The sequence below is a fragment of the Massilia glaciei genome, from assembly GCF_003011895.2.
Taxonomy (GTDB): Bacteria; Pseudomonadota; Gammaproteobacteria; order Burkholderiales; family Burkholderiaceae_D; genus Telluria_A; species Telluria_A glaciei.
This window is the reverse complement of sequence record NZ_PXWF02000211.1, coordinates 25,261-38,940: the sequence shown is the minus strand read 5'-3', so window position 1 is coordinate 38,940 and position 13,680 is coordinate 25,261. Positions and strand designations below refer to the sequence as shown.

Sequence of the window (13,680 nt, the reverse complement as noted above, 5' to 3'; positions counted from 1 at the left end):
GTGTAATATTACTACACAAAAATCACCTGGGATGTTGTATATGCGAGTATATGTCTGCCGCAACGCAGCATTTCCGGGCGCGCGCAGGGCCCCGTTCGCGTCCGCCGCCGGGCGAGGGGCGGCGTGGCGCGGCGCAGCGCGGCCTCGGAGGCTGTCAATGGCGCCTGGAAAGGAACCGGTCGACGGCGCGCGCGCTGATCAGGCCCGATTTGGCGGCGCCGACGCCGTCCGCGCCGAACCAGTAGCTGCGCGGCAATTCGCCGTGCCATTGCCTGTCGACGGCGTAGCGCAATTGTTCGGCCGGTTGGGCGCCGAGGGCCCACGCGTTAGCCGCCAGCCCGAGGGCGGCGAGGCGCTGTTCCATCAGGGTCGCGTTGCGCGGATCGGACAGCGTGTCGGTGCCGAGCGTGACCACGCGCAGGTTTTTGTCGGCGCGCATTTTTTTGGACAGCGTCCGCAGGCTCGCCTCGCAGAAGGGGCAGTCGAGCGACCACAGCACGAGCACGAAGGGCTGGCCCTTCTGGGTCGCGAGCAGGGTGCCGAGGCTGTCCGCGTCGAATTGCCGGATGCCGGCCGGGGCGGCACTGGCCGGTCCCGCGGCGAGCAGGGCCAGGGCGCACAGGAAGTTGGCGAGACCGGTCGCGAAACCGGTGGCGAAACCGCTGGCGACACGTTTCATTGCGCCCCCCCGCCGACCGGCACCACGCGCACGCCCTCGTCCTCGGTGCGCCACACGAGCACGATGCCCGACGGCGTGGCCAGCAGGCGCGGGTGGTCCGAATGGCCGCTGGTCGAGGCCAGCGTGCGCTGCGTCCACGAGGCGCCGGCGTCGCCGGCGTCGCCGGAGTGGCGCCCGACGATGGCGGTCGCGCCGCCGTCGAACTGCTTCCAGGCGAGCGCGATGGCGTCGCCTCGCACGGCGATGTCGGCGTGTCGCGCCTGCGCCGTGCCGAGCGTGGCCGGCGTGGCCATCGCCGCGCCGGGGCGCGCCGCGGCGTAGAACACGCCGCCTTGCCCGCCCTTCAGGTTGAACCAGGCCTGGTGCCGGGTGCCGTCGGCGGCGTACGCGAGTGCGGGGCCGTGGTGGGGGCAGGCGTCGATCCTCCAGTCGTCGAAGGAGGCGCGTTGCATCGGCGCCATGCGGCCGTCCGGCGTCAGTTCGCGCATCGCATGGTCGCGCGCGTTCGGTGCGAACACGTGCCGCCACAGCGCCACCGGGGCGCCGTTGGCGTTGAGCGCCAGCGCGATCCGGCAGCACTCGCAACTATGGTCGGCGATCTTGAAGTCGCCCCGGAAGCTGGCGCCGCCGTCGCTCGATACCGCATAGTAGACGGCCGCGCCCCGGTACGCCCGCTTGCGCGCCGTGGCCGCCTCGCGGTCGCGCTTGTCGATCCAGGCGATGTAGACGCGCCCGGCCCGGTCGACGATGAGCGACTCGAAGCGGTGCGTGATCTCGTCGCGGTTGAGGTGCACGGTGACCGGCCGCGAGAACGTCTCGCCGCCGTCGAGCGAGCGGGCGAAGCGGATCTCGCCGGTGTAGGGCTTGGCCAGCGGCCGGGTGTAGGCGACGTAGATCTCGCCGCGCGTGCCGAACGCCAGCTTGGGACGGCTCTCGCCTTCGGCCGCGAGCGCCTCGGGCCCGATGCGTTTGGGCGCCGACCAGGTCGCGCCGTTGTCGCCGGTGGAGCGCAAGACCAGGTACTGGCCCTGGTCCGCGTCCGAGGCGGCCTCCTTGCTGGCGATCCACAGCCGCCCCTGTCCGTCGACCGCCGCCGAGGTGCCCAGCTCCGGTTTTGGCGCGCCGTGCGCCATCGCCCCGTGGGCGTGGGCGGCGCCGAACAGCGCGAACCAACAAAGCGCCCTCAAAAAATAGATCATGTTCATGGTGTTCCTTGGTGGTCGAATGCGAGGCTGGTGAAAAAGGTCCGCTGCGGATAGGGATTCGGGTTGACGTAGTACTTGAACGAGGTGATGTTGTTGACGCCCGCCGAGGCGCTCCAATGGCGCGCGAATTTGTAGACGATTTTGGCGTCGAGCAGGCTGTAGCGGCTGACCGCGCCGTACACCTTGGGGTTGACGTCTTTGTAGTTGCCGGTGTTGGTGTTGAGCAGCGCGTTGTGCTGCCGGCCGCTGTAGCGGTAGCTCGCGCTGTACGACAGGCGCGCCGATTGGCGGTAGAGCGCGACCAGCGTGGCGCGCCAGTCGGGGATGCGCGGCTGGTCGCTGCCGGCCAGGCCCGGGTTGCGGCTGTCGCGCGTGATGGTTGACTTGACATGGGTGACGCTGCCGTTGAGGTCGAAGCCTTGCAGTTCGCGCAGCGCGAACACGGCCTCGGCGCCGCGGGTGCGCACCCGGTCGACGTTCTGGATGCTCGAGATGGTCGGCGTGACGGTCGTGTCGGTCTGGGCGATCAGCGCCCCGCGCTTGTTCTCGCCAAACAGCGACAGGCGCAACATGCCATGCGCGATGGCGCGCTCGGCCGTCAGCTCGGCGGCCAGGACGTCCTCGGCCTTGAGGTTCGGATCGTTCTGTTTGACATTGTCGGGCAGGCTGATGACCTGGAATATCTCGGCGACCGTCGGAAAGCGCACCGCCCGGGCCAGCGAGGCGCGCAGGCCCCAGTCCTGCAAGCCGCGGTAGGCGAGCGAGAGTTTGGGCGAGGCGTCGGTGCGCGCGCGGTCGGCGTAATCGAGCTGGCGGTAGGACGGGGCGTTGGCCAGATTGAAGTTGCTGCCGTGGTAGGCGCGCCAGCGCTCGAGGCGTAGGCCGGCCACGAGCAGCCAGACCGGATCGAGATCCCAGTTGTCCTGCGCGTAGAGCGCCTGGGTGCTGGTCTTGCCGTAGGAGTTCGACGAGGGCGCCTGCGCCGCGGCGCCTTGCAACCAGTCGCTGGCGAGGCGCGTGGTGGCCGATTTGAGCGCGTAGCGGTCGCTGTGGAAGCCGACGCTGAACCTGTGCGCCCCCCGCCGTTTCGATTCGGCGCGCACGTCGAGGTTGGCCCAGCCGGTGCCGCCGGCGCTGGTCAGGGTGCCGCCCGGACGGTGCGCGCCGGTGCCGGGGTCGTGCAGCGTGCCGTTGTTGGCGGCGCTTCGGCTCGCGTCCCTGTGCTGCCTGTAGGCGCTCGCGACGGCCTGCCACTGCCATGCGCCGCCGTCGCGCCAGGCCAGCGCGAGGCCGTGCATGCTGTGCTCGCTCTCGGCGTGCGAGGGCGAGGCGCCCGCCAAGGTGTAGTAGCCGGGGTCGCCCGCGAAGCGCACGTAGCGCCCGGCCCCGCCCGCGCGCGCGGTGTTGTAGACCGGGGCGCCGGCGCCGTCGCGCAGGTAGCTTTGCACGGGGGCGTCGGACCGGTTCTGCCACAGGCCGAGCGTGTAGCTGGCGCGCAGCGATGGCGAGATGTCGAGCCCGATCCTGAGCGTGCCCGTGTGCTGCACGGTATGGTCGGCGCCGATCGCGCTGGTGACGATGCGCGCCCGCCCGCCCGGGTCGGTGTCGCGCAATTCGCCGCTGATCGTCGTGGCCGCGGCGGGCCCGGCCGGGGTGGCCAGTTCGGCCACGCCGAAGGTCTGCGGCTGTCCGTGGTTGTCGAGCCGGTCGGCGCTGAGGCGCCAGGACCAGGCGCCGGCCTTGTCGCCGAACGAGGCGCTCGCATGCGCGCCCGGGAGACTGCGCGCGGTGCCGTACAGTTTGAAGCGCTGCTCGAACAGGTCGAGCCTGGCGCGGGCCGCGAAACGGCCGGGCGCGCGGGTCGTCATGAGCACCACGCCGCCGGCCGAATTGCCGGGGTACAGCGCCGAGAACGGCCCGTACAGCACGTCGACGTGGTCGATCTCGTCCGGCCCGACCATGCCCCAGCGCGGCGCGGTGCTGAAGCTGTTGTTGAGCAGGTTCGACAGCAGCAGGCCGTCGGCGTAGACCAGGGTCTGGGCGCTCGCGATCGAACTGTTGACGCGCATGACGAGGATGGCGTTGCGGTCGCCGATGTAGCGTTCGCGCGCGTGGACGCTCGGCAGGTAGTTGAGCGCGGCGGCGCTGCCTACTGTGTTGATGGTCTCGGCGATCCGGCCGGCGCCGATGGTTTCGACCGTGGCCGGGGTGTTTGGCGGCGCCTTGGCGCGGCTGGCCTTGATGGTGACCTCGGCCAGCGGCGCGACGGGCGCGAAGGGGCCGGCGGCGGCGCCGGGCGCGCACGCGCACAGCGCGGCAGCCGCCGCAAATATGATGTGGGTTGGCATTGCCACTCCTGATGAATGATCGTGTTCCCGCCGGCGGCGCGCGGGGGCGCGCCGGCGGGGCTTAGAGGCTGAGAGTCTTTCGATCATGCCCGCTCAGCACGCCAGAAAGCGCCAGTTCGTCGTTGCAAATGCTCGCCATAGCCCGCTATGGCTGTGCTTTGCGCCTCGATCTGCCGTTTTCTGGCGGGCTGCTCGGGCACGCCCGAAAAACTCTCAGCCTCTGAGGGATTGTCAGGAGAGGGCGGGCGGGGCGCGCGGGCGCGCGCCGGCCCAAACGAACTGCGCGCGCGGGGATTGGTAGAACAGGGAGGGAAAGCGCTGCGCGGCGGCGATCGTCGGCAGCACCGTGCGCGCGCCCGGCGGCATGGCCGGCGTGTCCGCGTGGGTTTGGCAAAACGGGCAATTTTCGCCGTGCGGGGCGCCGTCGCCGGAGGCGGGCGCGGCATCGGCGAGGGTGGCCTTGACGAGCTTGATGCCCTTGGCCGAACAGATCTCGATCCAGTCGCCGGCCGCGTTGTTGGCGGCGAGCAGTTGTGTCATCGCTGGAACGAGCGCGGCCAGCAGGAACGCCAGGCAGGCGATCCAGGCCGACGCGCGACGCTGCATTTTGTTCATTCCCATGGCCCGCATCTTAACCGCCGGGCTGGCCGGCGGTCAAATCGGGGCAGGCCCCGCGGCCGCGACGCACCGGTTGCGCCCGCCCGCCTTGGCCTGGTACAGCGCCCGGTCGGCGCGGTTGATGGTCGCCTCGATGGCCTCGCCGCGTCCGCCCTCGGCCACGCCGATCGACACGCTCACGCGCAGCGCGGGGGCGATCTCCGGGAAGCGCAGGGCGGCGATCCGGGCCCGGGCGCGCTCGGCGATCACCAGCGCGCCGTCGATCCCGGTTTCGGAGACCACCAGCGCGAACTCCTCGCCGCCGTAGCGTCCGAAGATGTCGGTCTGGCGCGTCGTCTCCGACGCCGCGCGGGCGATCTCGCGCAGGACCGCGTCGCCGGCCGCGTGCCCGAGCGTGTCGTTGACCTTCTTGAAGAAGTCGACGTCGAGGATGCAGATCGAGAAATAGCGCCCGCTGCGGTCGCTGCGCTGCTTTTCGAGCGCGAGCATCTGCATCAGGTGGCGGCGGTTGTGCACGCCGGTCAGCTCGTCCCTGATGGCGAGCTCGGAGATGCGGTGCAGGGCGTGCTCGAGGTCCTTGTTGCGCGCGCCCAGTTCGTGGTTCTTTTCCTTGACCTTGTCGCGCAGCTTCATGATGTAGCTGCCCAGCGCGCTGAACTGGAGCAGCGTGGCCAGCAGCGCGCACAGCTGCAGCAGTTCGAGCTGCAGGTCGGTCTGGCCGGGACGGAACTTGAGCAAGATGAAGATCAGGGCCGCATAGCCGCCGACGAACAAGGCCGTCATCAAGAAGTATTTTGGCGTGCGGAACTGGAACAGCCCGTACATCGCGGCCGAGATGCCGAGGATCAGGAACACGCCGCGGTGCGGCACGTGGTACATCACGTACAAGCCGATCAGCAGCGATAGGCAGATCTGGATCAGCGTCATGCTCGGATCGGCCAGGCGCAGGTTGCGCCCGCTGCGGATCGCCGCGTAGACGCCGATGTTGACGGCGAGCACCATCAGCATGTAGTTGAAGGCGACTGCGCCGTCAAAATGGCCGAGCCGCCAGAACGCGCACACCACCGCGATCGTGAAGAAATACGAGACGGCGCCGACCAGCATGCGCTTGAGCCGCAGCGTCTGGGCCGGGTCGGTCGAGTCCACGAGCAGGCGCAGGAGGCTTTTCATGCGTCGAGTATCCCTCCGGCATCTCCGATGGTCAATCGAATTCCAACACAGAAATATGGATGGCCCGGCAAGGGCCGCCCGCTTTGTCCGCCCTTCAGCCTTGCGCGATGCGCGCGGCGATGTGTGCGAGCGCCTCCTCGACCTGGTCGATCAGGATCAGGCACAGGTCGCCCGCTCCCAGCCGCGCCAGCGCCGTGTCGATCGCCAAAAATTCGCCGTTGATCTGGTCGATGTGGGTGGTGCGTTTGGCCCCGGCCAGGCCCTGGCGCAGCAGGCCAACGACCTCGCCGTCGGCGCGTCCGCGCTGGCACTGGTCCTGGTACAGCAGCACCTCGTCGAAGGCGGCGCCGAGGATCTCGGTCTGCTGGCGGATGTCCTCGTCGCGCCGGTCGCCGGCGCCGCTGATGACGACCGAGCGGCGCCTGGCCGGCATCGCCTCGACCGCCGCCACCAGCGCCAGGATCGCGTCCGGGTTGTGGCCATAGTCGGCGATCACGGTCGCGCCGCGGTGCTCGAACACATTGAAGCGGCCCGGCGCGTTGTCGCTCTCGTTGGCGAACGAGGCCAGGCCGGCCGCGATCGCCTCCCATGGCACGCCCACCGCCCACGCCGCGGCCACCGAGGCCATCGCGTTCTCGACCTGGAAGCCGATCGCGCCGCCGCGCGTGACCGGCACCTGCGACAAGGGCAGCCGGTGCGCCTGCGCGCCCTCGGAGGCGACCAGCATGCCGTCCTCGACGTACACCACGCGCAGGCCCTGGGCGCGGTGGGTCGAGAGCACCGGATGGCCGCCGTCGGCGGCGAAGAAGGTGACGCTGCCGCGGCAGTTGCCCGCCATCTTGACGACCGCCGGATCGGTCGCGTTGAGCACCGCCACGCCGCCGTTGGCCACGTTCTGGACGATCACGCGCTTGAGCACGGCCAGGTCCTCGACCGTGGTGATGTAGTTCAGGCCGAGGTGGTCGCCGGCGCCGATGTTGGTCACCACCGCCACCTGGCAGCGGTCGAACGCGAGGCCCTCGCGCAGCATGCCGCCGCGCGCCGTCTCGAACACGGCGGCGTCGACGTCCGGGTGCAGCAGCACGTTGCGCGCGCTGCGCGGGCCGCTGCAGTCGCCGCTGTCGATGCGCCGGCCCTCGATGTACACGCCGTCGGTGTTGGTCATGCCGGTGCGCAGGCCGGCGGCCGTGAGCAGGTGCGCGATCAGGCGCACCGTGGTGGTCTTGCCGTTGGTGCCGGTGACCGCGACCACCGGGATGCGGCCGTCGTCGCCGTCGGCGAACAAGGCGCCGATGATCGCCTCGCCGACCGGGCGGCCCTTGCCGAACGAGGGCGACAAATGCATGCGCAGGCCGGGCGCGGCGTTGACCTCGACGATGCCGCCGCCGAGCTCCTCGATGGGTTTGAGCACGCTGTCGCAGACCAGGTCGACGCCGCAGATGTCGAGCCCGACCATGTGGGCGGCGGCCACCGCGCGCGCCGCCACGGCCGGATGGACGTCGTCGGTGACGTCGGTGGCCGCGCCCCCGGTCGAGAGGTTGGCGTTGTTGCGCAGGATCACGCGCTGGCCCAGCGGCGGCACCGATTCGGCCACATAGCCCTGGCTTGCCAGGCTCGCCAGCGCGATGTCGTCGAAGCGGATCTTGGTCAGCTCGGTCGCGTGGCCGTTGCCGCGGCGCGGGTCGAGGTTGACCAGTTCGACCAGTTCGCGCACCGTGCGCTCGCCGTCGCCGACCACCTGCGGCGGGTCGCGCCGGGCGGCCGCGACCAGCTTGTTGCCGATCACGAGCAGGCGGAAGTCGTTGCCGGGCAGGTAGCGCTCGACCAGGATGTCGTCGCGGAACTCCGAGGCCGCGACGAAGGCGGCCGCGAGCTGCTCGCGGGTGCCGACGTTGACGGTGACGCCCTTGCCCTGGTTGCCGTCCTTGGGCTTGACCACCACCGGCAGGCCGATCTCGAGGGCGGCGGCCCAGGCGTCGTCGGCGTCGATCGCCACGCGTCCGAGCGGCACCGGCACCCCGGCCGCGTCCAGCAGGCGCTTGGTCAGCTCCTTGTCCTGGGCGATGGCCTCGGCGATGGCGCCGGTGCTGTCGATCTCGGCGGCCTGGATTTTGCGCTGGCGGCTGCCCCAGCCGAACATGACGAGGCTGCCGTCGGTGAGGCGCCGGTACGGGATGTTGCGCGCCAGCGCCGCCTGCACGATGGCGCCGGTCGAGGGCCCGAGCCGCATGTCCTCGTCGAGCTCGCGCAGCTGCAGCAGCGCGCCGCCCAGGTCGAAGGGCAGGTCGGCCGCCGCCGCCGCGCACAGCCGCTGCGCCAGCTCGAGCGCGAGGCGCCCGACCGACTCCTCGGAATACTCGACGACGACCTGGAAGATCCCGCTCTCGAGCGTGGCGGTGGTGCGGCTGAAGGTGACCGGGCAGCCGGCCTGCGCCTGCAGGCCGAGCGCGGCCAGTTCGAGCACGTGCGCCATCGCGATGGTGTCGTCGTGCCCGTTCGGCTGCAGCGGGCCCAGTTCGGGGAAGCGCGCGCGCAGGCGCGTCTCGAAGCCCGGCATGGCGCCGACGCACTGTTCGTCGAGGGCGCAGGCGACGATCGCCTCGACCGAGGTGTGGTGGCTCCACAGGTTGGGGCCACGCAGGGCGCGTACGCGCGAAACTTCCATAAAACATCTTCCTTGTTTTGGGTGGGCCGCCCGCCGCGCCGTGACGCCGCGATCGGCCGTTCGCCCGGCTCTGGCGGCCGGGCTTGGTTAATCTTATGTGCGCGTGTTCCGGGCGCGTGTTCCGTCTGCGTGTCTAGTTTCCGTCTGCGTGTCTAGTAATTGCTGGCCGGGGCGTCCGGGTCGAAGCCGCGCAGGCCGGCGGCGATCAGTTCCCCGGGGACCGCCATGGCCCACGCGCCGGCGACGGCGGCGAGCATGCATTGCGCACGCGCCGCCAGCGCCGGCGTGAGCTGGGCCAGCGCCAGGAGGCGCGTCTCGAGCGTGCCGTGCGCGAGCACGATGTGTCCGCCGCGCAGGTAGACCGCGCGTTCGCCGGCCGCCACGTGCTGGGCGATGACCGCCAGTTGAGGCTCGGCCGCGTAGAAGATCACCTTGCCGTCGCACAGCTGCGCGAGCGCGGCGACGGCCGGGTCGGCCGCGTTGAGCACGGCCACGCCGTCGGGCAGGATCACGTCGACCTGGGTGCGCATCACGTTTGAGATGCCATCGTCCTCGTTGAGGTGGAATTCGGCCAGGCTTGGATCCCAGTCGAGGTCGGTGACGATGCCGACCGCGCACTTGTCGTAGGCCAGGCCCTGCGACAGAATCATGCGCGCGTTGCTCTCGAACACGGCCGCCTGCACCGTGCGGTTGATCAAGAGGCGCTGGCCGGCGTCCCAGTCGATGCAGTCGCCGCGCGCGACCTGGCGCTGGTCGAGGAACAGGCCCTCGCTGTTGGCCACGCCGGTGTGCCTGCCGGTCAGGTGCAGCAGGCTGCCGAGCAGGCGCGCGATGAGCGCCGCGCCGCCGTTGCCGGTCACGCCGGCGAGCGCGATGCGTCCGCTCTCGCCCGCGCCGAACAGGTTGTCGACGATCGCCGCGCCGACCGGGCGCCCCGGGCCGTTGGCCGGCTTGATGTGGGCCAGCAGGCCCGGGCTGGCGTTGACCTCGATGACCGCGCCGCGCTGCTCGTCGAGCGGGCGCGAGATGTCCTCGAGCACGAGGTCGACCCCGGCGATGTCGAGCCCGACCACGCGCGCCGCCAGCGCCGCCGCGTGCGCGATCGACGGGTGCATGCGGTCGGTGACGTCGAGCGCGACGTTGCCGTTGGGCTGGATCAGCACCTTCTGGCCGGCCAGCGGCACCGAATACGCGGTCAATCCTTGGCGTTCGAGTTCGAGGATGATCTCGGCGCCTTTTTCGGGCGCCAGCGCGTTCAGGGGCGAATCCTCGGTGGTGCCGCGGCGCGGGTCGGTGTTGATCTGGCTCTCGACCAGCGCGCGGATGTCGGCCGCGCCGTCGCCGGTGACCCACAGCGACTCGCCCTTGGCGGCGGCGACCACGCGCCTGCCGACCACCAGCAGGCGGTGCTCGTCGCCGCCGATGTGGCGCTCGACGATCACGGCCGGGCTGCCGCCCTTGCGCGCGGCCAGATGGTAGGCCGCCTCGACGTCCTGCTCGGTCATCAGGTTGAGCGAGACGCCGCGCCCGTGGTTGCCGTCATACGGCTTGACGACCACCGGCACCCCGATGTCCCGCGCCTCCTCCCACGCGGCCGCCGCGCTCCTGACCAGGCTGCCCTCGGGCACCGGCACGCCGCACGACCTGAGCAGCGACTTGGTCAGGTCCTTGTCGCTGGCGATGCTCTCGGCGATGGCGCTGGTCTGGTCGGTTTCGGCGGTCCAGATGCGGCGCTGGGCGGCGCCGTGGCCGAGCTGCACCAGATTGCCGTCGGTCAGGCGCAGCGAGGGGATGCGCCGCTCGGTGGCGGCCTCGACGATGTGGGCCGTGCTCGGCCCCAGGCAGTGCTCGTCGACCAGCTCGCGCAGCTGCGCGACACAGGCATCGAGGTCGAACGCGGTGTCGTTGATCGCGGCCATGAGCAGGGCGTGGCCGGCCGTGAGCGCGGCGCGCCCGACCTGCTCCTGGCGGGTGCGGAAGGCCATCTTGTAGACGCCGCGCGCGCCCGTCCCGCGCGTCTTGCCGAAGCCGGTGCGCATGCCGGCCAGGTTTTGCAACTCGAGCACCACGTGCTCGAGGATGTGTCCGGCCCAGGTGCCCTCGCGCAGGCGCTCGAGGAAGCCGCCGCGCTCGCCGACGCCGCAGCGGTGCTCGACCAGGCCGGGCAGCGATGCCAGCAGGCGTTCATACAGGCCTGGCAGGGTGTCCGAGGGGAAGTCCTCGAGTTCGCCAAGGTCGAGCCACGCCTCGATCACTGGACGGTAGGTCCAGATGTTCGGTCCGCGCAGGTGCGTCACGCGCAGAAAGGCGATGTCGTTTTTCTTCGCGTCTTTCTGTGCGTCTTTCTTTGCGTCTTCAGTTGTCATGTAGGTGTTCTGGTGCAAGGGTTCTGGTGCGAGGGTTCCTGGCGCAGGTCCGGCGCCCGCTCATTGTCGAATGGCTCATCTGGCCCGCTGGTCATGCTGTTGCCACAAAAAAGCGCTTGGCGGGCATGCCGGCACGGCGCCGCCCTACGGCCAACAGCGCGCCCGGACGGGGCGCGCCGCTGTTGTTTTCCCACTCAAATAAAGTGGCTAATTTCGATCCAACTCTTTGTTCCGGCGCGAGGCGACCCTATACAATACCGTAATTGCTTCACGACATGGTCCGCCAAGTGCCGGCAATCAACCCAATTCCCGCCATCCCCGCCTTGGCCCACCGCCCGAAACCGCTTTTACGATGACTACTGAACAACCTTTCGCCGCCGCCGCGGCCCCCGCACCGAGCGCGTTCCTGCCCGAACACTGGCAGGACGAAGTCGGGAAAAACCTGGCTTCCGGGGAGAACGTTCTCAGCAGCATCGAGGTTGACTTGGATGCGCGACTTCGTTTCACCAAGGGCTTGATCGTCGTCACCGGGCGCGGCCTGCGCGCGCGCGCGCCCGGCGAGGCCGACTGGCGCGAGTGGCGCTACCGCCCCGGCCTGGCGCTGGTGCACCACGACCACGCCGGCGTCGGCCACCTCGAACTGTTCGACGGGCAGGGGCGGCTGGCCGCGTGGCGCTTCACGCTGGGCCAGAACCTGCAAGCGATCCGGCTGGCCGACCAGTTCCGCGAACAGCTCGAGAGCCACCTGACGGGGCGCCCGGTGCACGTGCCCGAGCAGCAGGTGTGCCCGAGCTGCAAGGCTCCGCTCGCGCCCGACCAGGACGAGTGCCCGATTTGCACCAAGGTGATCCACACGCCGCCGTCGACCTGGACCCTGTTCCGCCTGTGGCGCTTCGCCCACCCCTACCGCGGCCAGCTGCTGCTCGGCTTCATCCTGATGCTGCTCTCGACCGCGGCGCACATGATTCCTCCCTACCTGACCATGCCGCTGATGGACAACGTGCTGATCCCGTACCAGAACGGCATGCGGATCGACCCGATGCTGGTGGTGCTGTACATGGCCGGCCTGCTCGGCTCGGCCGTGCTGGCCTGGCTGCTCGGCTGGTGGAAGACCTACGTGCTCGCGCTGGTGTCCGAGCGCATGGGCGCCGACTTGCGCTCGGCCACCTACGAGCACCTGCTCAAGCTCTCGCTCGAGTTTTTCGGCGGCAAGCGCACCGGCGATTTGATGAGCCGGATCGGCAGCGGCAGCGACCGCATCTGCGTGTTCCTGTCGCTGCACCTGCTCGACTTCGCCTCCGACGTGCTCATGATCATCATGACCGGCATCATCCTGTGCTCGATCAACCCGTGGCTGGCGGTCATCACGCTGGTGCCGCTGCCGTTCATCGCCTGGATGATCCACGTGGTGCGCGACCGCCTGCGCACCGGCTTCGAAAAGATCGACCGGGTCTGGGGCGAGGTCACCAACGTGCTCGCCGACACCATCCCCGGCATCCGCGTGGTCAAGGCCTTCGCCCAGGAGAAGCGCGAGGCCAACCGCTTCCGCGAGGCCAACAAGCACAACCTGGCCGTCAACGACAAGCTCAACAAGGTGTGGTCGCTGTTTTCGCCGACGGTGTCGTTCCTGACCGAGCTGGGCCTGCTGGTGGTCTGGTGCTACGGCATCTGGCAGGTCTCGACGGGCGAGATCACGGTCGGCGTGCTGACCGCCTTCATCGCCTACAGCTCGCGCTTCTACGGGCGGCTCGACTCGATGAGCCGGATCGTCTCGGTGACCCAGAAGTCGGCCTCGGCGGCCAAGCGCATCTTCGACATCCTCGACCATGTCTCGAGCGTGCCGGAGCCGGTCAACCCCGTCGAACTGGACCGGATCGAGGGCCGCATCGAGCTGCGCGAGGTCGGCTTCAGGTACGGCAACCGGGCCGTCAACCGGTCCATCTCGCTGACCATCAAGCCGGGCGAGTTCGTCGGCCTGGTTGGCCACAGCGGCTCGGGCAAGAGCACCCTGGTCAACCTGATCTGCCGCTTCTACGACGTCTCGGAGGGCGCCATCCTGCTCGACGGGGTCGACATCCGCGCGTTCGCCGTGTCGGACTACCGGCGCCACATCGGGCTGGTGCTGCAGGAGCCGTTCCTGTTCTTCGGCACCATCGCCGAGAACATCGCCTACGGGCGCCCGGGCGCGCGGCGCGACGAGATCATCGCCGCCGCGCGCGCGGCGCACGCGCACGAATTCATCCTGCGCCTGCCGCAGGGCTACGACTCGATGGTGGGCGAGCGCGGCCAGGGCCTGTCGGGCGGCGAGCGCCAGCGCATCTCGATCGCGCGCGCGCTGCTGATCGACCCGCGCATCCTGATCATGGACGAGGCCACCTCGTCGGTCGACTCCGAGACCGAGAAGGAGATCCAGAAGGCGCTCGACAACCTGGTGCAGGGCCGCACCACGATCGCCATCGCGCACCGCCTGTCGACGCTGCACCGGGCCGACCGCCTCGTCGTGCTCGACCGCGGGGTGGTGGTCGAGCAGGGCAGCCACGACGAGCTCATGGCGCGCGGGGGCGCCTACTTCAGGTTGTACGAGGCGCAGGCGCGCAACGTCGACACCGACATGGATGACGGGGACTGA

8 protein-coding genes are annotated in these 13,680 nt (G+C 69.9%); 1 reads left to right on the top strand and 7 read right to left on the bottom strand.

All coding sequences use genetic code 11. The features are described 5' to 3' along the window. Positions 1–154 precede the first annotated feature (154 nt). From C7C56_RS12975 to C7C56_RS12945, 7 genes are all read right to left on the bottom strand, one after another. Complete coding sequence (locus C7C56_RS12975; RefSeq protein WP_106757809.1) at positions 155–679, bottom strand: thioredoxin domain-containing protein; 525 nt, start codon at positions 677–679, stop codon at positions 155–157. Further along, on the bottom strand, positions 676–1,884 hold the full coding sequence (locus C7C56_RS12970) for a sialidase family protein (RefSeq protein ID WP_106757808.1): 1,209 nt from the start codon (positions 1,882–1,884) through the stop codon (positions 676–678). The genes C7C56_RS12975 and C7C56_RS12970 overlap by 4 nt, the downstream gene beginning before the upstream one ends. After that, positions 1,881–4,232 carry a TonB-dependent receptor gene (locus C7C56_RS12965; protein WP_106757807.1) on the bottom strand — a complete coding sequence of 784 codons (2,352 nt, stop codon included), beginning with the start codon at positions 4,230–4,232 and terminating at the stop codon, positions 1,881–1,883. The genes C7C56_RS12970 and C7C56_RS12965 overlap by 4 nt, the downstream gene beginning before the upstream one ends. A 231-nt stretch (positions 4,233–4,463) precedes the next feature. Next, complete coding sequence (locus tag C7C56_RS12960; RefSeq protein ID WP_229458746.1) at positions 4,464–4,838, bottom strand: DUF2946 domain-containing protein; 375 nt, start codon at positions 4,836–4,838, stop codon at positions 4,464–4,466. Positions 4,839–4,886: 48 nt separating this feature from the next. After that, positions 4,887–6,020, bottom strand: coding sequence for a GGDEF domain-containing protein (locus C7C56_RS12955; RefSeq protein ID WP_106757805.1), 1,134 nt, complete (start codon positions 6,018–6,020; stop codon positions 4,887–4,889). Between the two features lie 94 nt (positions 6,021–6,114). Next, a complete protein-coding gene (cphA, locus tag C7C56_RS12950) occupies positions 6,115–8,685 on the bottom strand; it encodes a cyanophycin synthetase (protein ID WP_106757804.1) in 2,571 nt (856 codons plus the stop codon). Between the two features lie 152 nt (positions 8,686–8,837). Then, complete coding sequence (locus tag C7C56_RS12945; protein WP_106757820.1) at positions 8,838–11,051, bottom strand: cyanophycin synthetase; 2,214 nt, start codon at positions 11,049–11,051, stop codon at positions 8,838–8,840. Positions 11,052–11,403: 352 nt separating this feature from the next. Between C7C56_RS12945 and C7C56_RS12940 the strand changes: the two genes are divergently transcribed. Continuing rightward, positions 11,404–13,680, top strand: coding sequence for a cyanophycin metabolism-associated ABC transporter (locus tag C7C56_RS12940; protein ID WP_106757803.1), 2,277 nt, complete (start codon positions 11,404–11,406; stop codon positions 13,678–13,680).

Excerpts from the sequence above, each read along its gene's own strand:
- C7C56_RS12975 (WP_106757809.1), bottom strand. The coding sequence starts at position 679 with ATGAAACGTGTCGCCAGCGGTTTCGCCACCGGTTTCGCGACCGGTCTC.
- cphA (WP_106757804.1), bottom strand. The coding sequence starts at position 8,685 with ATGGAAGTTTCGCGCGTACGCGCCCTGCGTGGCCCCAACCTGTGGAGC.
- C7C56_RS12945 (WP_106757820.1), bottom strand. The coding sequence starts at position 11,051 with ATGACAACTGAAGACGCAAAGAAAGACGCACAGAAAGACGCGAAGAAA.
- C7C56_RS12960 (WP_229458746.1), bottom strand. The coding sequence starts at position 4,838 with ATGCAGCGTCGCGCGTCGGCCTGGATCGCCTGCCTGGCGTTCCTGCTG.
- C7C56_RS12965 (WP_106757807.1), bottom strand. The coding sequence starts at position 4,232 with ATGCCAACCCACATCATATTTGCGGCGGCTGCCGCGCTGTGCGCGTGC.
- C7C56_RS12955 (WP_106757805.1), bottom strand. The coding sequence starts at position 6,020 with ATGAAAAGCCTCCTGCGCCTGCTCGTGGACTCGACCGACCCGGCCCAG.
- C7C56_RS12940 (WP_106757803.1), top strand. The coding sequence starts at position 11,404 with ATGACTACTGAACAACCTTTCGCCGCCGCCGCGGCCCCCGCACCGAGC.
- C7C56_RS12970 (WP_106757808.1), bottom strand. The coding sequence starts at position 1,884 with ATGAACATGATCTATTTTTTGAGGGCGCTTTGTTGGTTCGCGCTGTTC.